Origin of the sequence: Desulfobotulus sp., from assembly GCF_034006065.1 — a bacterium.
In the GTDB taxonomy this organism is placed as follows: Bacteria; Desulfobacterota; Desulfobacteria; order Desulfobacterales; family ASO4-4; genus Desulfobotulus.
This window is the reverse complement of the sequence record NZ_JAVETM010000009.1, coordinates 49,140-71,646: the sequence shown is the minus strand read 5'-3', so window position 1 is coordinate 71,646 and position 22,507 is coordinate 49,140. Positions and strand designations below refer to the sequence as shown.

The 22,507-nt window shown below is 54.2% G+C and carries 22 protein-coding genes; 15 read left to right on the top strand and 7 right to left on the bottom strand.

Features of this window, described 5'->3' with window-relative positions:
- The first annotated feature begins 4 nt into the window (after window positions 1–4).
- Entirely contained in the window at window positions 5–526 is a 522-nt protein-coding gene (locus tag RBR60_RS05635) for a type 1 glutamine amidotransferase domain-containing protein (RefSeq protein WP_320354906.1), read from the top strand.
- 31 nt (window positions 527–557) lie between these two features.
- The gene (locus RBR60_RS05630; RefSeq protein WP_320354905.1) at window positions 558–1,004 is read left to right on the top strand and encodes a thioesterase family protein; all 447 of its coding nucleotides are present in this window, start codon (window positions 558–560) and stop codon (window positions 1,002–1,004) included.
- Between the two features lie 78 nt (window positions 1,005–1,082).
- Here RBR60_RS05630 and RBR60_RS05625 read toward each other — a convergent pair whose 3' ends face one another.
- Window positions 1,083–1,223 (bottom strand): hypothetical protein, encoded by a 141-nt coding sequence (locus tag RBR60_RS05625; RefSeq protein WP_320354904.1) that lies wholly within the window; start codon window positions 1,221–1,223, stop codon window positions 1,083–1,085.
- A gap of 77 nt (window positions 1,224–1,300) precedes the next feature.
- On the opposite strand from RBR60_RS05625, the gene RBR60_RS05620 reads away from it, so the two are divergent.
- From RBR60_RS05620 to RBR60_RS05610, 3 genes are all read left to right on the top strand, one after another.
- Complete coding sequence (locus RBR60_RS05620) at window positions 1,301–3,307, top strand: methyl-accepting chemotaxis protein (RefSeq protein WP_320354903.1); 2,007 nt, start codon at window positions 1,301–1,303, stop codon at window positions 3,305–3,307.
- Window positions 3,308–3,476: 169 nt separating this feature from the next.
- The gene (locus RBR60_RS05615) at window positions 3,477–5,012 is read left to right on the top strand and encodes a sigma 54-interacting transcriptional regulator (protein WP_320354902.1); all 1,536 of its coding nucleotides are present in this window, start codon (window positions 3,477–3,479) and stop codon (window positions 5,010–5,012) included.
- A 79-nt stretch (window positions 5,013–5,091) separates the two neighbouring features.
- Window positions 5,092–5,931: a S1 RNA-binding domain-containing protein gene (locus tag RBR60_RS05610; protein WP_320354901.1), complete on the top strand. Its 840-nt coding sequence runs from the start codon at window positions 5,092–5,094 to the stop codon at window positions 5,929–5,931.
- Window positions 5,932–6,044: 113 nt separating this feature from the next.
- Here RBR60_RS05610 and RBR60_RS05605 read toward each other — a convergent pair whose 3' ends face one another.
- A complete protein-coding gene (locus RBR60_RS05605) occupies window positions 6,045–6,773 on the bottom strand; it encodes a hypothetical protein (RefSeq protein WP_320354900.1) in 729 nt (242 codons plus the stop codon).
- 281 nt (window positions 6,774–7,054) lie between these two features.
- Between RBR60_RS05605 and RBR60_RS05600 the strand changes: the two genes are divergently transcribed.
- A complete protein-coding gene (locus RBR60_RS05600; protein WP_320354899.1) occupies window positions 7,055–7,486 on the top strand; it encodes a TraR/DksA family transcriptional regulator in 432 nt (143 codons plus the stop codon).
- 129 nt (window positions 7,487–7,615) lie between these two features.
- Here RBR60_RS05600 and RBR60_RS05595 read toward each other — a convergent pair whose 3' ends face one another.
- The 3 genes from RBR60_RS05595 to RBR60_RS05585 all read right to left on the bottom strand — a co-directional run bounded on the left by RBR60_RS05595 (window position 7,616) and on the right by RBR60_RS05585 (window position 11,418).
- Window positions 7,616–9,358, bottom strand: coding sequence for an ABC transporter permease subunit (locus RBR60_RS05595; protein ID WP_320354898.1), 1,743 nt, complete (start codon window positions 9,356–9,358; stop codon window positions 7,616–7,618).
- Window positions 9,349–10,383, bottom strand: coding sequence for an ABC transporter ATP-binding protein (locus RBR60_RS05590; protein ID WP_320354897.1), 1,035 nt, complete (start codon window positions 10,381–10,383; stop codon window positions 9,349–9,351). Before RBR60_RS05590 ends, RBR60_RS05595 begins: the two co-directional genes overlap by 10 nt.
- Before the next feature lie 81 nt (window positions 10,384–10,464).
- Complete coding sequence (locus RBR60_RS05585; RefSeq protein WP_320354896.1) at window positions 10,465–11,418, bottom strand: ABC transporter substrate-binding protein; 954 nt, start codon at window positions 11,416–11,418, stop codon at window positions 10,465–10,467.
- A gap of 608 nt (window positions 11,419–12,026) precedes the next feature.
- On the opposite strand from RBR60_RS05585, the gene rpsF reads away from it, so the two are divergent.
- From rpsF to RBR60_RS05545, 8 genes are all read left to right on the top strand, one after another.
- Window positions 12,027–12,464, top strand: a complete 438-nt coding sequence (gene rpsF, locus RBR60_RS05580) for a 30S ribosomal protein S6 (protein WP_320354895.1) — start codon at window positions 12,027–12,029, stop codon at window positions 12,462–12,464.
- Window positions 12,465–12,470: 6 nt separating this feature from the next.
- The gene (gene rpsR, locus RBR60_RS05575) at window positions 12,471–12,737 is read left to right on the top strand and encodes a 30S ribosomal protein S18 (RefSeq protein ID WP_320354894.1); all 267 of its coding nucleotides are present in this window, start codon (window positions 12,471–12,473) and stop codon (window positions 12,735–12,737) included.
- 24 nt (window positions 12,738–12,761) lie between these two features.
- Complete coding sequence (locus RBR60_RS05570) at window positions 12,762–13,727, top strand: DUF2232 domain-containing protein (RefSeq protein WP_320354893.1); 966 nt, start codon at window positions 12,762–12,764, stop codon at window positions 13,725–13,727.
- A 30-nt stretch (window positions 13,728–13,757) separates the two neighbouring features.
- Window positions 13,758–14,204, top strand: coding sequence for a 50S ribosomal protein L9 (gene rplI / locus RBR60_RS05565; protein ID WP_320354892.1), 447 nt, complete (start codon window positions 13,758–13,760; stop codon window positions 14,202–14,204).
- Between the two features lie 99 nt (window positions 14,205–14,303).
- Window positions 14,304–15,674: a replicative DNA helicase gene (gene dnaB / locus RBR60_RS05560; RefSeq protein ID WP_320354891.1), complete on the top strand. Its 1,371-nt coding sequence runs from the start codon at window positions 14,304–14,306 to the stop codon at window positions 15,672–15,674.
- Between the two features lie 20 nt (window positions 15,675–15,694).
- Window positions 15,695–17,377, top strand: a complete 1,683-nt coding sequence (gene hflX / locus RBR60_RS05555) for a GTPase HflX (protein ID WP_320354890.1) — start codon at window positions 15,695–15,697, stop codon at window positions 17,375–17,377.
- 14 nt (window positions 17,378–17,391) lie between these two features.
- Window positions 17,392–18,192 carry an inositol monophosphatase family protein gene (locus RBR60_RS05550; RefSeq protein WP_320354889.1) on the top strand — a complete coding sequence of 267 codons (801 nt, stop codon included), beginning with the start codon at window positions 17,392–17,394 and terminating at the stop codon, window positions 18,190–18,192.
- A complete protein-coding gene (locus RBR60_RS05545; RefSeq protein ID WP_320354888.1) occupies window positions 18,189–18,389 on the top strand; it encodes a hypothetical protein in 201 nt (66 codons plus the stop codon). Before RBR60_RS05550 ends, RBR60_RS05545 begins: the two co-directional genes overlap by 4 nt.
- A 121-nt stretch (window positions 18,390–18,510) precedes the next feature.
- On the opposite strand, the gene RBR60_RS05540 is transcribed toward RBR60_RS05545, so the two are convergent.
- Both RBR60_RS05540 and RBR60_RS05535 read right to left on the bottom strand, forming a co-directional pair.
- Complete coding sequence (locus RBR60_RS05540) at window positions 18,511–18,909, bottom strand: nuclear transport factor 2 family protein (protein ID WP_320354887.1); 399 nt, start codon at window positions 18,907–18,909, stop codon at window positions 18,511–18,513.
- A 1-nt stretch (window position 18,910) separates the two neighbouring features.
- Window positions 18,911–20,398: a methyl-accepting chemotaxis protein gene (locus tag RBR60_RS05535; RefSeq protein ID WP_320354886.1), complete on the bottom strand. Its 1,488-nt coding sequence runs from the start codon at window positions 20,396–20,398 to the stop codon at window positions 18,911–18,913.
- Window positions 20,399–21,054: 656 nt separating this feature from the next.
- On the opposite strand from RBR60_RS05535, the gene RBR60_RS05530 reads away from it, so the two are divergent.
- Complete coding sequence (locus RBR60_RS05530) at window positions 21,055–22,488, top strand: PP2C family protein-serine/threonine phosphatase (protein WP_320354885.1); 1,434 nt, start codon at window positions 21,055–21,057, stop codon at window positions 22,486–22,488.
- Window positions 22,489–22,507 lie beyond the last annotated feature (19 nt).

Below are 22,507 nucleotides of genomic sequence, written 5' to 3'. Positions count from 1 at the left end.
TTCCATGGAACTGCAAGGCCGCACCGTTCTTCTTCTTGTGGAACAGCAATTCAACGATCAGGAATTCTGGTACCCCTACTACCGCCTGCTCGAAGCCGAAGCCCGGGTTATCGTCACAGGCACAGGCACGGCATCCAGCTATACGGGAAAGGCAGGCACGGTCACCAAGGTGGATGCCTCCGCTTCCCAGATTGACCCAAAAACCGTGGACGGGGTTGTGATACCCGGTGGATTTGCACCGGATTTCATGCGCAGATCCAAGGAAATGGTGGCCCTGGTCCGCACCCTGGACGCCCAGAAAAAAACCGTCGCCGCCATCTGTCATGGGGGATGGATGCTGGCTTCCGCCAAAATCCTTCAGGACAGAACCGTCACCTCCTTCTTTGCCATCCGGGACGACCTGGAACATGCGGGAGCCCTCTGGCTGGACCAGGAAGTCTGCGTGGATGGCAACCTCATCACCAGCCGAACACCCGAGGATCTGCCCGCCTTCATGCGGGCGGTATTGCGCTCCCTGCGTTCATGACCCACTCCTATTTCTGAGAAAAGAGTTTTACATGCAGGAATTCAGTCCCCTGTTTCCCCATGAAACCCGTATCCGTATCCCCATGTCCATGGTAGATCCTGGAAACGTGGTGTACCACAGCCGTTACCTGGACCTTTACCATGAGGCACGGGATCGCTACATGGACGCAGCTGGATACGACTACGGACAGCTCATGGATACGGGTTTCCATCTGGCTGTTGTGGATGCCCGCGTGCACTTCCGAAGGCCTGTCAGATATCTTGAAACCGCCATCATCCGCACCCGCATCGCCTGCATCCGCAACCGCAGCATGCGGGTGGTGCAGGACATCCACAAGGAAATCCAAGGAAAAAGGCAGCTCTGCAACACGGTGGAAATGTCTCTTGTGTGCATTGGCCCCAGATTTACGGCCACTTCCATTCCCCAGAACCTCGTGGATACCCTCGCTCGCTTTCAGGCCCAGGCAAAGGAAGTCTGAATGTCCGAAAGGGACAAAAAAAGCAGGATCTGCCATCACTTCAGGGTCGGAGTCCCAAGGACTTCGGCCTTGCCATTTTCAAAAAAATACCTCATAATTGCCTGAAAAAATTAAAAGAGCATTTCCTTCCCTTTCTGCTGTTGCAGCCACACCCGTAAAGAAGACCTGACTTGGGTTCTCTGCAAAAAAATCCGTAATCTTTTCAAAATTCTGTGCCACCAATTCCCTGATTCAGGGAGATCTGCGAGGGCAGATCTTCTTCTTTGGTCCATGTTTCATCCCCAAAAGGAGGCGCTATGCGTTTTTCCATCCGCCAGAAACTGCTCTTTGCCTTTTCCCTCAGCATCCTTGTTCCCCTCCTTCTCACTTTTTTTCTCCTGGGGATACAGATCCGCAAAGCTTCTGTGGAGGCCTTTCATAACACTGCAGCCAAAGAGCTTGGACACATCCAGGTGGCCATGGAAATTTTCATGGAAAACGCCTCCAACACCACCCGCATGCTCACCCTTCATCCTGCGGTGAGGCAGATCAATGAAAGCCTTTCCAGCTATACGGGAACCACTCGTCCCATGGGGCCCCGGGACATGGAACTTCAGGAACCTGAAGCAGAAATCCGCGCCTTCTTTAAACGCATTGAGGCCAGCAGTCCTCACCTTGTGGAAGTGTTCTTAGGCACCCGGTGGGGAGGCTTCACCTATTCCGGAGACGATCCGCTGCCCGCAGGCTACGACCCCAGAAGGCGTCCCTGGTACGAAACCGCCATCACCAATCCCAACACCCCCTCTCTGACCCCCGCTTACATGTCCACCACAGGTGAGCCGGTCATCAGTCTCATGCATGGCATTTTTTCTCCCCAAAACCAGATTGTGGGCATCGCAGGCCTCGATGTCAGCCTGGGAGCCCTCACCAACCTGATTCAGAGAAGCCGGATCGGGGAGACGGGATACGTTCTTCTTATTCAGGGGGACGGAACCCTTCTGGCCAACCCCAGAAAACCGGATACCAATTTCAAAAAACTTTCGGACACGGCCATTCCCGGCCTGCGCACCCTGGGAACCCTGCGCTCGGGCAGCCTCGCCCTTACCATGGATGACAGGGAATGGCTGGCCCAGGTTCATACCATTCCAAACCTTGAATGGAAGCTTGTGGCCCTCATTGAACGCAGCGAGGTCATGGAAGGCTTCAGAGCCATGATGCAGCTCATGGGCATCATCGGAATTTTTGTATTTGCACTTTTCATGGGCCTTGCCTACCTCATGGCCCTTTCCCTTTCCATCCCCATCCGTAAAACCACCCGCATGCTCAAAGACGTGGCCGAAGGCGAAGGCGATCTTACCCGCAAGCTCTCCGTACAGGGCCTTGATGAAATCGGGGATATGGCCACAGGGTTCAATACCTTCATCGAAAAACTCCGGGATATCGTCGCCCAGGTGATTTCCAAGGCGGGACTTGTCAACCAGGCCTCCCGCCAACTCATGGACATCGCGGGCAACATGGACAAAAAAGTCGAGGAAACAGCCCAGAGATCCCAGGCTGTAGCCAGCGCCGCAGAAGAGGTGAACACCGGTTTCACCGCTGTGGCTTCAGCCATGGAGGAAGCCAATCAGAATACCGGCATGGTAGCCGCAGCCTCCGAAGAGATGTTTGCCACCATTACGGAAATCGCCCGTAACGCGGAAACCGCCCGTTCTGTGGCGGAACAGGCGGTGAAGGAAGCCCGCAACGCCACCCGCTCCATGGATCTTCTCGGCGAAGCCGCCGACGCCATCGGCAAGGTGACCGCCACCATCAGTGAAATTTCCGAACAAACCAACCTCCTGGCCCTGAACGCCACCATCGAAGCCGCACGCGCCGGAGATTCGGGCAAGGGTTTTGCCGTTGTAGCCAATGAAATCAAGGAGCTGGCCCGTCAGACGGCCTCGGCCACGGAAGATATCAAAAAACGCATCTCCGACATCCAGGGCAGCACCCACAATACCATCAGCCAGATCCGTACCATCGACCAGACCATTCTGGAAATCAACAACATCATTGCAACCATTGCCACAGCCATTGAGGAGCAATCTGCGGCCACCCGTGAAATTGCCAGCAATGTCAGCCAGGCATCTCGTGGTCTGCAGGAGGTGACCACCAACGTGGCCCAAAGCAGCAGTGTGATGGGAGAAATCACCCAGGATGTGGCAGAAGTCAGCAATGCTGCGGTTACCATGAAAACCAACAGTTCTGACGTAGCCCGGAATGCACAGGTTCTTCAGCACCTTGCAGAAGAACTCCAATCTCTTCTGGGGCGCTTCAAAACCTGATCTCCACCGTATGCCTGAAGCAGGGCAGGCGGATTCCATCCCTTTTTAAAAAACCGGCAGAGGGCTTTTCGCCCTCTGCCCTTCTTGATTTTAAACATCCGTTCAACTACAAAGGAAAGCGGAAACGACGCCTCACGAAAATTGCAACCTGAATGAAAGCCCTGATCCCATGATGGCCTTTGAACGCCTTCTTTTTGAAATCTCCTCTAAGTTTGTCAATATCCCTGCCTCTGAAGTGGATCAGGAGATCAACGACGCCATCCGCAAGATCGTGGAGTTTTTAGGCATTGACCAGAGTGTTTTCGGAGAATTCAAGGATAACGGCCATGAGCTGCATATCAGCCATGGCTACACGGCCCATATCTGGCCAGAAAATCCCGGCATCATTCTGAACTCCCTTGCGCCCAACATCACCCTGCGCCTGAAACGGGGCGAGGTGGTGAACCTCTCCCGTCTGCCCGAAGACCTGCCCCCTTCCTGGAAGGAGGAACGTCTCTATGCCGAAAGGGTGGGGCTTAAATCCTGCGTCGGTGTCAGCCTTAAAATCGGTGGCTCTGTTCTCGGCGTGATCATTTTTGAATCCTATCGCAGATACCAGAACTGGACAGAAGCCTCCATCCAGCACATGCGCCTTCTTGCTCAGGTTTTTGCAGGTGCTCTGGAAAGAAAGCAGACGGATCTGAAGCTCAAAAAAGCCTTTGACAAAATCCAGGAGCTTTCCGAAAGACTTAAAGCAGAAAACAGCTATTTAAAGGAAACCATCAGTAGCGAAAACCGATACAGCCACATCATCGGTCAAAGCAGGGCCATGGGCGAAGTGCTGGCCCGCATTGAGCAGGTGGCCAGCACTTCGGCCTCTGTCCTTCTCATGGGAGAAACAGGAACGGGGAAAACCATGCTGGCTCAGCTGGTACACACCTTAAGCCGTCGCAGCAAAAAAACCATGATCAAGGTGAACTGCGCAGCCCTGCCCGCCAATCTCCTGGAAAGTGAATTCTTCGGCCACGAAAAGGGGGCTTTTACTGGCGCTGTCTCCAAAAAGATCGGAAGATTTGAGCTTGCCCACGACTCCACCCTCTTTCTCGATGAAATCGGGGAACTGCCCTTGGATCTTCAGGCCAAATTCCTGCGTGTGCTGGATGACGGAGAGTTTGAACCCCTGGGTGCGAGCCGATCCATACGCGTGGATGTGCGCATTGTGGCGGCCACCAATCGGGATCTCGGCCACATGGTTCAGGAAGGTAGCTTTCGCTCCGACCTTTATTATCGCCTCAACGTTTACCCCGTACAGGTCCCGCCCCTGCGGGAAAGAAAGGAAGATATTCCGGAAATGGTCTGGTCCTTTGTCCGACAGCTTTCCAAAAGCATGGGCCGGGACATCCGCCGCATTCCGGAAAAAGGCATGGAAGCCATGGTCCGCTATCCCTGGCCCGGCAACATCCGGGAGCTGAAAAACGTGGTGGAAAACGCCATGATCTCCAATCAGGGAGAAAGCCTCTGGCTGCATCCTCCGGAACCTCCGGTTTTTGCAGAAAGGGAAGGACTCAGCCATGAGGAAATTCAGCGTCAGCATATTCTCGCTACCCTGAAAAAAACCCAAGGCCGCATCAAAGGTCCCGAAGGGGCGGCGGAGATACTCATGCTCAAGCCCTCCACCCTGTATTCGAAAATGAAAAAGCTGGGCATATCGCTCCCGAAAAGGTAAAGCTTCCCACGGTCTCGGTCCCTTTACCGGGGTCCCCCAGACCCCCCATCCCGTACACCATGCATCCGAAGGTATTTTTATGCTCAGAATCGGTGAAATGAATGATCTTGTGGCCGAGCGTCGCCTGGATTTCGGCTTTTATTTAAGCTGCGGCGACGAAGAAGTACTTCTTCCCAATAAATATGCCCCCAAAAATCTCACCCTGGGAGATCGGATTCAGGTTTTCGTATATACGGATTCCGAGGACAGACCTGTGGCCACCACCCTGAAACCCAAGGCCATGGTGGGAGACTATGCCCTGCTCAGGGTCAAAGATGTCACAGACTTCGGAACTTTTTTTGATTGGGGACTGGAAAAGGATCTGCTGGTTCCCCTCAATCAGCAGCGCCACCCCATGGCCGTGGGCCAACGCCATGTGGTGCGCCTTTGCCTGGACACGGAAACGAGACGGGTTTACGGCACCACCCGCATCAGCCGGAGCTGCGAGAAAAACCCCAAAGATCTGATGGTCGGCCAGGAAGTGCGTCTTCTCATCTACAACATCACAAAACTGGGATTTCAGGCTGTGATCAACCAACGCCATGAAGGGATGCTCTACGCCACTGAAACCTTTGAAAGGCTTGCCATTGGGGATGAAAAGACCGGCTACGTCACCCAGATCCGACCGGACGGTAAAATAGACCTTTCTCTCAAAAAACCAGGCCATGCATCCATCTCCATTTCCATGGAACGCATGGTCCGGAGCCTCGAGGCGGCAGGCGGCTTTCTGCCCTGCACGGACAAAACCCCTCCTGAAGAAATCTATCGTCTTTTTTCCATGAGCAAGAAAGAATTCAAACGTGCAGCTGGCGGCCTGCTCAAGGCAAAAACCATTGACATGACCCCCGAAGGTCTTCGTTTGAAAAGCGGTGAAAACTAAAAACATACCCGTAGACCATGAGCCTGCCCCCCTTTTTTTCAGCGCCTTTTTTCATGCAGGAGGCAGACCACCAACCCGACCACAAAGGGGGCCGACCTGGTCTCCCCACTGCATCATGCCGGATTTTCCGGGGGAAAAAGGCTTTCAGGAATTTCAACCCAGACAGCACGGGCAAGCCCCACAAGCCTGCCCGATTCTGTAAAGACCGCAGACCCCGCCATACGCTTTCTCCCTTCCACGGCCAGGGGCCAGCCCACGGCCACACAGCGGTCTTTGGCGCAGACACGGCCTTCAATCCGGGCTGTCAGCTCACCAAGAACCAGGGTCATCCCCGGCGTGGTGGACGCCACCGCAAAGGCCCCAGGACAATCCAGCGCAGCCCAGACAAAGGCAGGGGATACTTCTCCGTCTTTTTCCAAGGAAGCGTCCACAATCCAGGGAGAAGCCACCATATTCCCGCCCGCTACCTTTCCTGCAAAAATTCGCAGTCCATCGCCCTCTTCCCTTTGGGGACCGCAGACAAAACAACGGGGAAAACTGTGATGTTTAAAGCCCGCATAGGCCTTCGAGGCCTCCAGGGCAGCTTCAAAGGAAGGGGGGGATGGCGGCAGGATATCCAGGGTCCCGGATCGCCCCTCTCCCACCAGCATGTCGTCTGCAAGGAGCTGCACCTTCCCTTCCTTCATCCGGACATCAAGGGATCTTTCCATGGGAGGCGGCGCAACGAGACGCACCGTTGCCGTTCCAGGAATAAAGGATGCAATGCGGCCGCAGACATACCCGCCGTTTCCGGACTGGGATGGACCACAGAAACGCCTTTCAATGTACACCTTTGAATCCATATTTTTTCTCCTCATCTGTCCTTCATGATCTCCATGGCAGCCTGACACTATGGCCCCACTATTCTTGATGAGGCAACCGAATGCAAGCCGTAAATGCATGGGGCCCCATGGAAATCTTCGCTAGTCACCGCCTCTGAAAGCCAGATCCTGGCGAAAAAAGCACACAGGAAAGGAACGTGCGCCAATCCGTCTGATCAATTTTTAATCCCTCTCTTATTCTTTCTGAATATGATTTCCCTAAGATTGGCTGAAATTGAATCTTTCAGGAAAGGAGCATACGCATGGCCTTATGCATGATGTCTTTCGATTCCTACGAGCCCCACGAAGACGAACCCTACATGAATGCCCGTCAGCGGGCCTGGTTTCGGAACCGCCTTCTGGCGCAGCGGGAAAACCTGGTGCAGGAAGCACGAAGACGGCTCCGAGAAATCCGGGAGGCGGATATGGTGCAGGTTGCCGACATGCTGGACCGCAGCGCCTCTGAAACCTGGAGAGACCAGGAGCTCCGGGTGCAGGCTCGATTCCGGGAAGTCCTGGATCGCAACACCCAGGCGCTGCGCCTCATTGAGGAAGGCGAATACGGGTACTGTGTTCTCACCGGAGAGCCCATCGGCATTCCACGCCTCCTGGCCCTTCCCGACGCCCTGTATTGCTATGAGGTTCAGCAGATCCGGGAAAAACAAGGAGCCCTGCCCGGCATTTCCCCGCATTGAAAAACAGGCCGCCTTCCTTGGAACGCAGTCGCCCCATGCCTTGATCCCCATACAGAAAGCGCTTTTTTCAAAAAAGCGCTTTCCTCATTTTCCCCCGCTCCCGGTGAACCCAACGGACATCCAGAAGTTTCAGCGTATCAGGGAAATATGGCGATACCCCAAGGCATTCAAGAGGATTCTGGCGCAGAGAAGCACTCCGGCCACCACAGCCATGATGCATACGGAAAAAGCCGCAGCCTGGTTCACCGCTCCCCGATCCTCCAGAAGCAGAACGGAAACCGCAGCCACCTGGGTGGATGGTGTCATGAGAAAGATCACAGCACTCAGGGTTACCATGCTACGCATGAAAAAAAAGACCCCAACCCCCACCAGGGTCGGCCACATCAGAGGCAAGATGACCCTTCTCAGGGTTCGGATAAAGGTCCCTCCCAAAACAGCAGAAGCCTCATCATAGGTAGTGGAAATCTGTTTCATGCTGGTGGATGCGAGGAGAAACCCCTGGGCATGATAATGATAGACGTTGCAGATGGCGATGAGAACAAGGGAGCCATAGATGAGATATACGGGATTCTGGGGATTGTTAAAGGCCAGTATGTAACCAAGGCCCAACACCATACCGGGAATGGCCGCAGGCGCAATGCACAGAAAATACAGAGGCCCATCCAGAGGGGTACGACAGCGCTCCGTTACCCAGGCGGCAAAACCCGCAGCGACCACGCCTATGCCTGCGGCCATGAGTCCGATGTGGATGCTGTTCCACAGGGGCTGAATCCCATTTTGCACATCAAAGGCGTAATGACGCAGGGAAAATTCCATGCGATAGGGCCACAGATGGGTAAAGCTTGCAAAGATCACCACTCCCACCACAGAGAGAAAAACCAGGGACGTCAGCATGGCATAAAGCCCGAAAACAAAATCCCGCCCTCTGTGGGGCAGAATCTGCAAGGGTTGGGCCCGATCCGAAAGAGCGCTGCTGTGCCTTCGGTTCAGCCACTTTTCCATCCCAACGGCAAGGGCCACGGGCAAGAGGAGCACCATGCCGATCACCGCGCCCAGCTCAAAATTGGCCTGTCCGATCACCTGATTATAGACCTCCGTTGCCAGCACACTGTAGTCTCCGCCAATGACCATGGGATTTCCAAAGTCCGTAATCACCAGGGTAAACACCACAAATCCCGAGGCCATGAGGGCAAAGCGGGTCGATGGCAGGGTCACGGTCAGAAAGGTGCGCAGACTACCCGCTCCCAGAATCCGGGAGGATTCATAAAGCCGGTTATCCGCCATGGCAAGGGATGCGGAAAAAATCAAAAACGCATAGGGGAAGGCATAGAGAACACTGGCGATCACAATCCCCCAGTATCCATAGATGGAAAATTCCGTACCCAGGCTGCGATTAATCAGGCCATTGCGGCCCAGAAGCAGTACCAGTCCCTGGGCCTGCACCAGGGAAGGCGCAAAGACGGGGAGCAGGGCAAAAAAACGCAAAAAATGTTTAAAGGGAATACGGGTGCGCTGAAGGGCGTAAGCATGGGCATAGGCCCATGCCAGGACTATGCCCGTTGTCATCAAGCTGACACTGAAGCTGTTTTTGAGGAGCCTTAAAAAACGCTCCGTGCCCAAAAGGGAAAGATAATTGCCCAAGCCCAGGCCTTCAGCCGTCTGAAAACTGCGTCCCAGAATGTGGACCATGGGGTAAAGGACAAAACAGAGCAGGGGAAGGCCCACCAGAAGCATCAAGCCCAAGCGGAGCAGATTTTCCCTATCAAAATCCTGCATTTTCTGTGCAAAAGACCGCTGCATTCCCTCCAGCCTGCCTGGGAAAAAACCCAGAGCCCCGCTTTCCTCCTCGTCTTCCCGTCTTATCAATGCCATTCAAGAACCCTTACGGTTTCCGGTTTAATGCAAAGGGGCAGTCTGGCCCCCAGCTTCAGCCGCTCACCTGCGCCCTGGATTTCAGAAACCAGACGCACCAGGCCTTCAGACCGGGATTTTTCGCGTACAAGGAAGGTCACACGGGTAAGATTACCCAAACGCACCACCTGATCCACCACACCACAGAGATCCGCATCCTGGATATCACAGCAGTCAATCTGCACATCCTCTGGACGCACTCCCACCATCTTGGGCTTTGCGCCCGCAACGGCAAGACCTCTGGAAAGGACAAAGTCCCCATCCACAGAAAGGATATTCATTTTACCCACAAACTGGGCCACAAAACTGTTTTCAGGTCGTTTATAAATATCCATAGGCCTGCCCACCTGCATGACCCTGCCATCCTGCATCACCAGAATCTGATCCGCCATGGCCAGGGCCTCTTCCTGGTCATGGGTTACCATGATGGTCGTGATGTTCAGACGCTGCTGGAGATTTCGGATCTCTTCCCTCAGCTCCTCCCTCACCCGGGCATCCAGGGCGGATAAAGGTTCATCCAGAAGAAGCAGGGCGGGTTCCGGAGCGAGAGCCCGGGCCAGAGCCACCCGCTGCTGCTGTCCGCCCGAAAGCTGATGGGGATATTTGTCTTTATGACTTTCCAGGTGTACAAGGCGGAGCATTTCCCTAACCCTTTCCCTCACCCTCCCTTTGGGCCACCTGCGGCATTCAAGGCCGTAGGCCACATTGGCTGCGATGCTGAGGTTGGGAAAAAGGGAATAGGACTGAAAAACCACACCAAAATTCCGCTTTCTGGCGGGCACTCCGGACAAATTCCTGCCATCCAGCCAAAGCTCGCCCCCATCCATGGGTTCAAGCCCTCCCACAATCCGGAGTAACGTGGTCTTACCACAGCCCGAAGGTCCCAGAAAGCAGACCATTTCACCCTTTTCCACACGTAAGGATACCTCGTCCAGGGCTTTCAGCGAACCGAAATACTTGCTGATCTTTTTTAGTTCCAGCGTCATGACCTTCCCCATCCCTCTGTTCTGCCCCAGGGCCTTCCCTGCCCAGACCCCACAGAAGTCCGGGACAGGGAAATCTCCTTATCAGCGCTCCAGTCGTTTCTGCCAGGTATCCAGAATTCGGTCACGGTTGCTGGCGGACCAGGCAAAATCCATATCCACCATCACAGAACCGATATCTTCAGGAAGCCCCGCATCCACAAAGGTTTTGGGCATCGCGCCTCCCTGAACGGTGACGATCTCCTTCCATTTGTAATATTCGTTCACCGCATTGGCAGACAGGGCCCAATCCATGAAACGCTTTGCATCCGCTTTGTTTCTGGAAGCTTTCATCAAAGCTGTCGCCTCCAGCTCATTGCCTGCACCCTCTGAAGGAATCACCATGGTGATGGGAAAGCCTTCTTGGATATTTTTAATAGCCCGGAGGGCAAAGGAGGCACCCACGGCAAATTCCCCGGCACTGGCCGCATTGCAAGGCCTGGAACCACTTTTGATGTATTGGGCGATGTTCTGATCAAGATTTTCAAGATAGGTCCATCCCGCATCTTCACCTTTCATCTGCAAGATAGAAGCAATCTGGAGATACCCTGTGCCGGAACTCGCAGGGTTGGGCATGACCACCTCGCCTTTGAACTCCGGCTTCAGCAGGTCTTCCCAGGATCTCGGCATGGAAAGATTCTTACGCTTCAGAACTTCATTATTGACACAAAAGGCAGCCATATACCCCGTTGTGGCAAACCAGCGGTGCGCATCATCCCGGAATCTCGCAGGCACCCGCTCGATCCCCTGGGGAGCATAGGGCTCAAGCAGGGCAAGGATACGGGGATCCACCATGTTCGTGACAGCCCAGCCCCAGATCAGATCATGGCGCGGATTGGCCGATTCCGCCAGCATGCGGGCATGGAGATCCCCTGTGGAAAGACGCAGAAGATTCACCTGAATATCCGGCAGATCCCGTTTGGCCAGGGCAAGAAAGGCGGCAGCTTCGTCTTCCTCATAAGAGGTGTAGACGGTAATGGTACCAGCCTGGGTTTCCATAGCGGAAAAGCTCCACGCCATGACAGTGAAAAGGGCAAGAAAGAGGCAGGAAAAAAATGGGGCTTTACGGTGTGAGATCATCCAGAGACTCCAGTGCAAGGGTTCGGTGTACAAAAAAATTCTTTATCTTCACTTTTTGCTCCGGGCCTGAACACAAGCTTTGATCTTCCACCCGGCAGTCGGGCCAATTTACCTTGCAAAGGTTAGAAAATAATCTCCTTTGGATTGGATTTCTGTTAGAAATATTCTTCTTTTTCCCACATTTTCTCAAAAAAGCCCCGAATCCTTGCAAGGATTCCCACAAAAGCCTGATCCGCCCCAAAGTCTCACCCGTGCATGGCACAATTTTCAGAAGCCTGGTCTTTACGGATACGAAAAAACGCATATCAGAATAAAAAAACAATAATTTCAAAGCTATAGATGCAGCATCACGAAGGCGAATGGGAAAAAAGCACCTGCCATTACCCCGCAGGTCCGTGGCTAGGTGCTTGACAACAAGAAAAGAGGATAGTATTCAATCGTGATTTTTTGTTCCGCCAGACCCATGGCGGCCTGTCCTTGCTCGGGCATGAAATAAGGCCTGGGCTTTAAACCCGAAAGGAGTTTTCATGAGAAGATACGAAACCATCTTCATCCTGGATCCGGATCTCCCCGAAGAAGTCCGGAATCAGATTCTTGAACGCACCACGACCATGATCGAAACCGCTGGCGGTCAGATTGCCAAAGTGGATGAATGGGGCAATCGCAAATTGGCCTACCCCATCGCCAAAAAAAACAGGGGATACTATATCCGCCTGGACTATCTCTGCCAGGGGGATCTGATTTTTGAACTGGAGCGGGCTTTCCGCCTTGACGACCGGGTCATTAAATTCCTCACCGTCCTGCTCGATAAATACAGCAGCCTTGAAAAAATCGAAGCCGAAATCGCCGCAGCCGAACAGGCCGCCATTGAAGCGGCCGCAGCTCTGGAAAACCGCAGGGACAGCGACGATGACGATGATGATGACGATGATGACGACGACAACGATTTCGACAGGGAGGACTGATCTGCCATGGTAAATCCCAAAACCACAAAATTTTCCAGAAAGAAAAAAAGACGCGTTTATCACCGCAGAAAAGTATGCCGCTTCTGTGCAGACGCCAAATTGCCCATTGATTACAAGGACTCTAAGGCCCTCAAATACTTTGTTACGGAAAGGGGAAAGATCATTCCCCGCCGCATCACAGGCACCTGCTCCAAACATCAGCGGCTTCTGACCACAGCGATCAAGCGTTCCCGCAACATCGCACTCATGCCCTTTGTCGGCAACGTTGATTAAGCCGCAACGGACGGGGAGCAAACCATGGTGACGGATGGGGGAGAAAAAACGGGACCCAGGGGTTTTTTAAGTATTCTGGCTCTGGCCGGTCTTCTTGCGGCGGCAGGTGTACTTTTACCCTTTGTGGGAATTTTCCCCGCCCTTTTTCTCCCTCTGCCCATGCTGGTCCTGAGACTTGAAAACCGGGAACCTCTTCCCGCTGTTCTCCTTGCACTCCTGGTCCTGGCCCTGCCTCTGGTCCTGGTCCGCGGGATGACGCCTGACCTCATTTTCTACGCAGGTATGCTCCTTTACGGATATATGCTGGGTGAGGGCTGGCGTCAGGGGATCGGTAAGGAAGCCTTTGTGGTCCGGGGTATTCTCGCTGTGATGGCGGCTGGCCTTGTGAGTATTTTTTTCCTGGCCTTCAGCAGCGGCCAAGGTCCCCTGGCCCTCGTCGGCGGGCATGTGGCCAGCAATCTCAGTCTGACCCTGGAAATTTACCGGCAAATGGAAATGCCGGAAGAAACCCTGGCCCTTTTTGAAGCAGCACTGCCCCGGCTGGAATATGCCCTGACCCGGCTCCTGCCCGCTATCACGGCAATGATTCTGATTCTTGCGGCCTGGCTGAATCTTCTTGCTGCAAGGCCCATGGTCCGGCACAGAAATATTGATGCGCCGGATCTGGGCCCTTTCATGAACTGGGGGGTTCCGCCCTTTTTCATCTGGGGTTTTATCCTGACAGGTCTGATGCTGATGCTGCCTGTCTCGCCGATCCGTATCCTGGGGATTTCCTGTCTGCTTCTGCTCATGCCCCTTTATTTTCTCCAGGGCATGGCCATTATCGCATTCTGGTTCCATCACCGCGGAGTGCCCCCTCTCATCAGGTATGCCCTTTACGCCCTGATGCTGATACAGCAGATCCTTGTCATCCTGGTTCTTATGGTGGGCATCTTTGACACCTGGATCAATTTTCGTAAACGCATACAGACGACTACGCCAAAACCCTGACGGCGTCCTCACAGACATCCGGAGGTCCATATGAAAGTCATTCTTAAAGAAACCATCGAGTCCCTCGGCATCATCGGTTCCGAGGTCAATGTGGCGGACGGGTATGCACGCAACTACCTGCTGCCCCAGAATAAAGCCATTCCCGCCACACCCCAGAACCGTAAAATCATGGAGCAGAGCAAACTCCGCGTTCAGGCTCAGATTGCCAAGGAACGCGCCATTGCCGAAGAACTGGCAGCTCGTCTCCGTGACATTTCCATCTCCATCAGCGCCAAGGTTGCCGATGAAGGCAAGCTCTACGGATCTGTCACCATCCAGGACATTGTCCGCGCCCTTCAGGCCCAGAATGTGGAAGTCGAAAGACGTCAGCTTCTCCTGGCCGAACCCATCAAGGTCATTGGCACGTACAAGATTCCCGTCCGGGTCTACAAAGGTGTGGAACCGGAAATCACCGTGGAAGTCGTCCCCACCGCCTGATCCGGCGGACGCCTTTCCGGTTTGTTTGTCCATTTTCATAATAAAGATCAGGCGGAAAGCTTTCCATAAGGTTTTCCGCCTGAGCTGTCTGAGGCATCCATGGCTGACACCACTCCCAGTGACAAAGATCCCCTTTTTTCCCGGACGCCTCCCCACAGTCCTGAGGCAGAGACCTCCCTATTGAGCGCCATTCTCATCCACAACGATGTCTTGCTCGACATTGTGGATATCCTGGATCCTGAGCATTTTTACAGAACGTCTCATCAGAAAATCTACGCAGCAGCCCGGTCCCTTTTTGCCAAAGGACAGCCCGTGGATCTTGTGACTGTGGCCAATTTTCTCCAGGATTCCGGTCATCTGGAAAGTGTGGGCGGTGCTGCGGCCCTGGCCCGCATTGTGGATACGGCTCCCATCGCCCCCAATGCGGTGGAATACGCCAAAATCGTCAGAAGCAAGGCCTCGCTCCGCAGGCTCATTGAGCGGGCTACCCAAATTGTGGGAAAATGTTTTTCCGAAGCCGGGGATGTGGATGCTGTCATTGATTTCGCCCAGAGCGTCATCTTTGAAATTGCAGAAAACAAAACCCGGAAAGCCTTTTCTCCTTTACAAGCGCTCATTGATGTCAACATCGATACCATTGAACAGCAACAGGGAAGCCAGAAGGACATCACAGGCATTCCCACAGGCTACCGTCGCCTTGACCAGCTCACCGCAGGCCTGCAAGGCTCCGATCTCATCATTCTGGCCGCAAGACCCGCCATGGGAAAGACATCCTTTGTCCTGAACATGGCTCGGAATGCCGCTGTGGAATCCGGGGTACCTGTGGGTATTTTCTCCCTTGAGATGAGCAAAGAACAGCTCTCCATGCGCCTGCTCACCGCAGAGGCGCGGGTGGAATCCGGCAAGGTCAGGGGCGGCGCCCTTTCTCCTGAAGAGTGGAACCGCATTAATACGGCTGCCTCCATTCTTTATGAAGCTCCCATCTTCATTGATGATTCTCCGGACGCCTCTCCCATGGAAATCCGGGCCAAAGCCAGACGCCTCAAGATGGAAAAGGGGCTGGGTCTGCTCATCATCGACTATCTTCAGCTGATGCGGGGTTCCTCCCAGGCAGACCGCAGGGATCTTGAAATTGCAGAAATTTCAAGATCCCTCAAAGGACTGGCCAAGGAGCTGGGCATTCCCGTCATCGCCCTTTCCCAGCTCAACCGCATGCTGGAGCAACGGGCCGACAAACGTCCCATGCTCTCTGACCTCAGGGAATCGGGCTCCCTGGAACAGGACGCGGATATTGTTATGTTCATCTACAGGGATGAGGTTTATAATAAAGACGAAAACAACCCCAACCGGGGAAAGGCGGAAATTATCCTCGCCAAACACAGAAACGGTCCTGTGGGAACGGCGCACATGGCCTTCCTCGGATCTTACACCCGCTTTGAAGACCTCGCCGCAGGCGAGTATCCCCACTGAACTCTCCGGAAGGTTCCTCTATGGCCAGCGTATACGGCAACACCAGCGGACTCAATGCCCGTCAGATCAAACGTCTTGAAAGCCTCTACAATCAGCGTATTCCCCAGGACTGTATTCTGGAAGAAGGCCTTGCTGAGGATCTCTGCACCCTTTCCCATGAAATGCACCGCCAGATCGGCCTTGCCATCGACCGGGGCGGAAAGGTGGTCCGTGTCATTGCTGGGGACGCCAAGGAAATTCTCATCCCGGATCTTTCAGATTTCCGGACAGCGCCAGGCCGTCTCCGGGGCGTACGCATCGTTCACACCCACCTGGCCGGAGAAGCCCTGACCCAGGACGACCTCACAGACCTTGCCCTTTTGCGCCTGGATCTCATCTGCGCCCTTTGTGTCAGTTCCTCAGGCACCCTTGCCAAGGTGCATGTGGCCCATGTCCTGCCAGGCGGAGACAGCGAGCATCCCTGCCATGTCCTGCCCCCAGGCGGCCCTCAGCTCCTTGAAAATGACTGCCTCCGCTTTATTCTCAGTCTTGAGGATGAACTCAGCCATTCTGGCTCTCTCAAAGACGCGCCCCCGGATGTGGAACGCGCCATCCTTGTGGGAGTTTCCGGTCTGAGCCGGGTGGAAGCCGAAGCCCACATGGCCGAACTCCGGGAGCTTGCCGAATCCTGCGGCGTTCATGTGATCCGAAATGTCATGCAGACCCGGCAGAAACCCGACCCAAAAACCCTCATGGGCCAGGGTAAGCTTAAGGATCTTTATCTGATGGCGCTTCAGGATGCCGCAACTCTGATCATCTTTGACCAGGAGCTTTCTCCGGCCCAGGTGCGCAACATCAGCGATCATATGGAACTGAAGGTCATCGACCGTACCCAGCTGATTCTCGATATCTTTGCCCGCAGGGCCCAGAGTCGGGAGGGTAAACTCCAGGTGGAGCTGGCCCAGCTCAAGTATCTTCAGCCTCGTTTGACCGAAAAAAACACTGCCATGAGCCGTCTCACAGGAGGGATCGGCGGTCGAGGTCCCGGAGAAACCAAGCTTGAAATCAACCGCCGCAGGGTCCGGGAACAGATTCTTCGTCTGGAAAAGGCCGTAAACCAGGTGCAGCAGCACAGACGCCAGCAAAAGGCCCGCCGCAACCGCCAGGATCTGCCTGTATTCTCCATTGTGGGATATACCAACGCTGGTAAATCCACCCTTCTGAACACCCTGACCCAAAGCCAGGTCCAGGCCAAGGATCAGATGTTCGCAACCCTGGATCCCACATCCAGGCGGCTGCGCTTTCCCCAGGATGTGGAAGTGATCATCACGGATACGGTGGGTTTCATCCGTAACCTTCCCAAGGAACTGATGGCCGCTTTCCGCGCTACCCTGGATGAACTTGAAAACGCCGATATCCTGCTCCATGTGGTAGACATTTCCAACCCCGCATGGGAAAAACAGGTGGCCAGTGTGGAAGCTGTGATTGAGGAGTTGGATCTTTCAGAGATTCCCCAGATCCGTGTTCTCAATAAAATCGACATTGCCGATCCCCAGGAAGTGGAAAGGGCTCTGCGCCATACCGATGCCATTGCCATCTCCGCCCTTTCCAGACCCAGTCTTCGTTCCCTTCTGGATCGCATGGAGGCTCTCCTTTACCGCCATAAAGGAAGCCGACCCTTTGCGCCTTTCGGAGAAATCAGCTCCCAGGGGGAAGAAAATTGACATCCCAGGACAAAATGCCTATACCCAAGTCCATGAATACGGATGCGCTCCTCCATACCACGGTTCTGGCGGCGCGGGCCGGAGGCGATGCTCTCATGCGTTGTTTCGGTAAACTTCAGGATATCCGGAAAAAAGGTCGCGTGGATCTTGTCACAGAAGCCGATGAGGCTTCGGAAAAAGCTGTCATGGACATCCTTGAAGCTCGTTACCCAGAACACGGAATCCTGGCCGAAGAAAGCGGATGCCGCAGGGAAAAAGCACCTTTCCAGTGGGTCCTGGATCCTCTGGATGGTACCACCAATTTTGCCCACGGCCTGCCCTTTTTTGCCGTTTCCCTTGCCCTTTTTCATGAAAAAACCCCACTCACAGGCTGTATCTATGCCCCCGCTCTGGGTGAGTGCTTTACCGCCGCATCCGGTGGGGGCGCTTACAGAAACCATTGCCCCATGGCGGTTTCTTTGACCCAAAATCTGGAAGACAGCCTGCTGGCAACGGGCTTTCCCTATGCAATCCATGAAAGATTTTCACCTGTCACCCAACGTTTTGCCCGCTGTCTTTACGCCGCCCGGGGAATCCGTCGCCTGGGTGCTGCTTCTCTGGACCTCTGTTACCTGGCCGATGGTCGCTTTGACGCCTTCTGGGAAGAAGACCTCAAACCCTGGGATACCGCCGCAGGCACCCTCATCGCCAGGGAAGCCGGAGCCCTTGTCACAGATTTCCAGGGGCACCCCCATCACATGCATGCCCCTGACATTCTGGCCAGCAACGGCCGGATCCATGAACCCCTGCGTCGTCTTTTGGAGTTAGACCCATGAAGCAAACCCCATATTCCCCTGATCGTAACGATGACACCCTTGAATGCTTTACCCATTTTCGCATGCATAACCGCATATGCCGGGAATTTTGCGCCGTACGTCTTCGCTGCCTCATTGAACGCAATCTGCGTGTACAGCCCGGTTTTTTTGATGAGGATCTCTTCTCATCCGATGCCTTTGCCTTGCGCACACAGTAAAAAAGGGGCTTTTCGCCCCTTCTCTTCTGCACAGAAGGTCAGGTCTTCACCGACCTGACCTTCTCTGGCTTCCAATCCCGGATAATACCACCCATATGCTAAAGGCTGGAACCACAGCCCATCAGATAAAGCCCTTTTCCTTCAGACGCTCTCCCATCACCTGCGCCAGAGCCATGAGGCCGGTGAGCGGACGAATGAACACTTCAAACCGCTGGATTTTTCCCTCTTCATTAAACTCAATGAGGTCTATACCCTTCACGGATTTATCCCCCACGTCCGCACTGAATTCCAAAGCCCAGTTGTTACCCTGAATCAACTCTCTGTGATAGGTGAAATTGCTGAACACCTCAATCACCGTACTCAGAAGTGCAAGCGCTTCCATGCGGGTTGTTTTGGGTTTCCACAGGGCGGGGGAATAAAACATCACATCTTCCGCCAGCATGGACTCCAGGGCCTCCATGTTGCGCTGAAACACCACATCATGCCACTGGGCCAATCTTTTCCCATTCAGCTCTTCCATCTCACCCCATCTCCTCTTTTTTCATTTCACAGGTATCATTTAAGTCTTTGGCCATTTTTTCCAGAAAAACAACCGAGTGGGTCATTTCCCCGACTCCCCCACGAATCCCCTCCACAGCTTTGTTCAGGGCCACTACATGATCCGCCACCGCGTCACTCCTCTGGGCCGACTCTCCGATACGGGCAGCAATGTCCTCGATCACCACGCTTTGTTGTTCCACGGCCGCTGCAATGGATTCTTCACCTTCACGGATCAGGGCAATGGTGCGACCTATGGCCTGGTTGCTCTGCACCACCTTGGCAACGGTGCGTTCATTCTCACTGATATGGTTCCGGATCTCCTCCGTGGCTTCACGGGTCTTGCGGGAAAGATCCTTGATCTCACCTGCTACCACGGCAAAGCCTCTGCCTGCTTCCCCAGCCCTTGCTGCTTCGATGGTCGCATTTAAGGCCAAAAGATTGGTCTGTTCCGAAATTTCCTGGATCACCGCCGTGACATTGCCAATGCGAAGGCTGCTTTCCGAAAGCTGATGGATCATGGCATTGGCGGATTCCGATTCCCGCACTGCATTCCTTGCCACGCCCGCCCCTTCATTCACCCGATCACGGACCTCCCGGATGGAAACGGCAGTTTCTTCCACGGAAGAGGCCATCAGATGCAAAAGTTCCTTGATTTCCTGGGTCAGATCCTGCACCTCTCCCGAAAGCGATGCGGTGCGGGTTGTTTCATCCCCCATGCGGATACTGGCTGCGGCCAAAGCCTTGGAAGATTCAAGCAGATCACAGGCATTTCGGGTGGTGCGTTCAAACACATGCTCCAGATTAGTCATGTTCCGGGCCAGCTCCGCTGCCGATTTCTGCTGCGCTTCCATGGCTTCCTGCTGCCTGGCATCGGCTTCCTTCTGAGCGGCCATGGCCTTCAGACGCATGCGTTCAATGACATACATGCAGATGGCCACAGAGGCAAGCTGACGGAGAAGGTCACCAAAACGGATTTCCGCCCGCTGTACCGCATCAATCTGAAGCAGGGGAAAGGTAACCCCCATCTGAGGCGCATAATTGAAGAAAAAAAGGGCCAGCCCCATGGAAACGGACCAGGCTGCACAGGCCCACAGGCCCTGGAACACGGCTGCCAGAACGGGAAAGACGAGAAGCCAGCTCACGGCACTGGAATCCATCCCCCCGGTTCGCCAGATATAAAAGATGAAATACCAGGCCAAAAGAGCCATCACATAGGTGGAAACCACCCGTGACGACTGTGTCAGACGCAGGAGAAAGGGGGCTGCTCCAATGCCCACCATCACAAAAAGAATGTTGGTGGCGAGAACGCTTTCTCCCATGCGAAACCAGCGCAGGGTTGTCAGAATAAAAAGCACCACCGCAACGCCGCAAAAAATCACCAGAAAATCCGCAACCCTCTTTTTCTCAGCATTTTGTGCAAAATCTTCAGGCACAAAAAACTTCCACAAGGCATCCAGCAAACCCCCCATGCATTTTCCCCCTTTTCTTACTATCTTCAGGCTTTAATGGTTTCGCTAAAGTCCGGATTCCCCATCACCGCATGCAAAATGGTATGCCAGCCCGCACCTTACCAGGGTGGAGCAAAGCCTCCGTGGATCGGGAAACAGGATACCTCACAATACCGCACCCAGGATTCTTTTCCCTTACGCCCATGCACGCGCCGGGCTGACACCCTGATTTTTTCATCCGGAGAATCCCCATGGCCCGCACCTGGAATTCTTCCGGATTCATGCGCCGCGTCAGGAAAGGATGGCCCTGAATCCATTCAGCATATCTGAAAGTCTTTTCCTTTGAAGAGACCTTCTCTTCCTTGCGTGACACGACCATATCACGAATGCGAACACCGATCCAAAGAAAAATTCTTCAGTAAATCCCGGCCTTCGAGCATAAAAAGACAAGCCTTTGCTTGCCCTCTGCCCTCTGCCCATGCATGGAAAGAATCTTGTCAAGGCACAAAAAATTCACAAAGAAGCCTCCCACAACCTCACCTCTTTTTCATGATGGGACTTGACTCTAAGGATTTCAGGATGTTAAGCATAATTCATACACCCATGTCTCTGCTTCACCCTTAAAAACGGCCATACCATTTCAAGGGCGCTTTCCAAGGACCGCAAGGAGGCTTTCCATGCCCCGTCCCCTCTCCCTTTCCTTACGCCTCTCCTTTTACGTCATGGTCCTTGCCGTCCTCATCACCCTGGGATCCACCCTTGCCCTGGTTCTGCAGGAACAAAAACGCGAACATGCCCGCATGCACAGCACCCTTGACCAGATCGGCACCACCTACACCGAAGCCTTGTCCGCCATGGTCTGGGACATGGGCGAAAGGGACATCCCTTTACTTCTGGACGGAATCCGCAATATTCCGGATGTGGTTCATGTGGCGGTCTATGATGAACACCAGAGACTGCTTGTGGAAAAAGGCCTCGCTCCACCCCAAGGTGTGCAGCGCACCTATCCTTTATTTCAGCCCGAAGGTCTCGTTTCCTTCAGTATCGGCAGTCTCTCGGTCATCATGGATCCCAGGAAACCTGCCCAGAGAATTCAGGCCAGAGCCCTGCGTATTTTTGCCATCAGGGCCGTGGACCTCATGGTGATCAGCCTCTTTTTCCTCTGGGTTATCCAGATTCTCATCACACGGCATCTGAAAACCATGGCCGCCTACGCCCAGGCCATGAATCTGGACCGTCTTGAAACCCCTCTCATCCTCCATGGCCGATCCAGAACCCCCAAATCTCCCGATGAGCTGGATATCGTTGTGGATGCCATGAATACCATGCGGCTTTCCATACGCCAGGGCCTGCATGAAAAAGCCGCAAAAGCCCGTATGGAGGGGGAATTTCAGGCTGCCGCAGCCATACAGAAAGCGCTGCTTCCACAGAAACCACCCTTTATACCTCTGCTGGATGTGGCCTTTTCCTTTGAACCGGCCCTGGAAGTCAGCGGGGATTATTTCGATTTTTTCCCTCTGGATGCCTACCGTATGGCGGCCGTAGTGGCAGATGCTTCGGGCAAAGGCATACCCGCAGCCCTCATCGCCAACGCCGCCCGCATCCTCATCCGGGCCTTTCCCGAGCTTCTGGAAAAACCCGAAGAACTCCTCAAAACCCTCAACTGCACCCTTCCTGAGGCCATGGGCCCTCGCCACTTTCTCACCTTGGGCTACCTTCTTGTGGATACCCAGGCACGCTGCCTTACGCTGGTTTCTGCGGGGCATGATCCCTTCTTTCTCCGCAAAGACTCCCAGAGCATCCTCCGCCTCAAACCCCAGGGCTATCCCTTCTGCCATCTCCATCAAAAAGCATTTGACATGCGCCTCAAAAGCCTTAGGCTATCCTTTGAACCGGGTGATTGTCTCCTGGCCTATACCGATGGCCTCAGTGAAAGCCTTTCTCCGACAGGAGAACGTTTTGGCGAAGAGCGTATCCAGACCATCCTGGCCCAGCCCCATCCCAGCGCCCAGGCCCTGGTCCAGCATCTGATCGCCGAGATTAAAGCCTTTCGCAGCCATACCATTCCAGACGACGACACCACCTTGGTGATCCTTCGTTTTGTTCCATGAATGTCTGTTTTCATGAAGG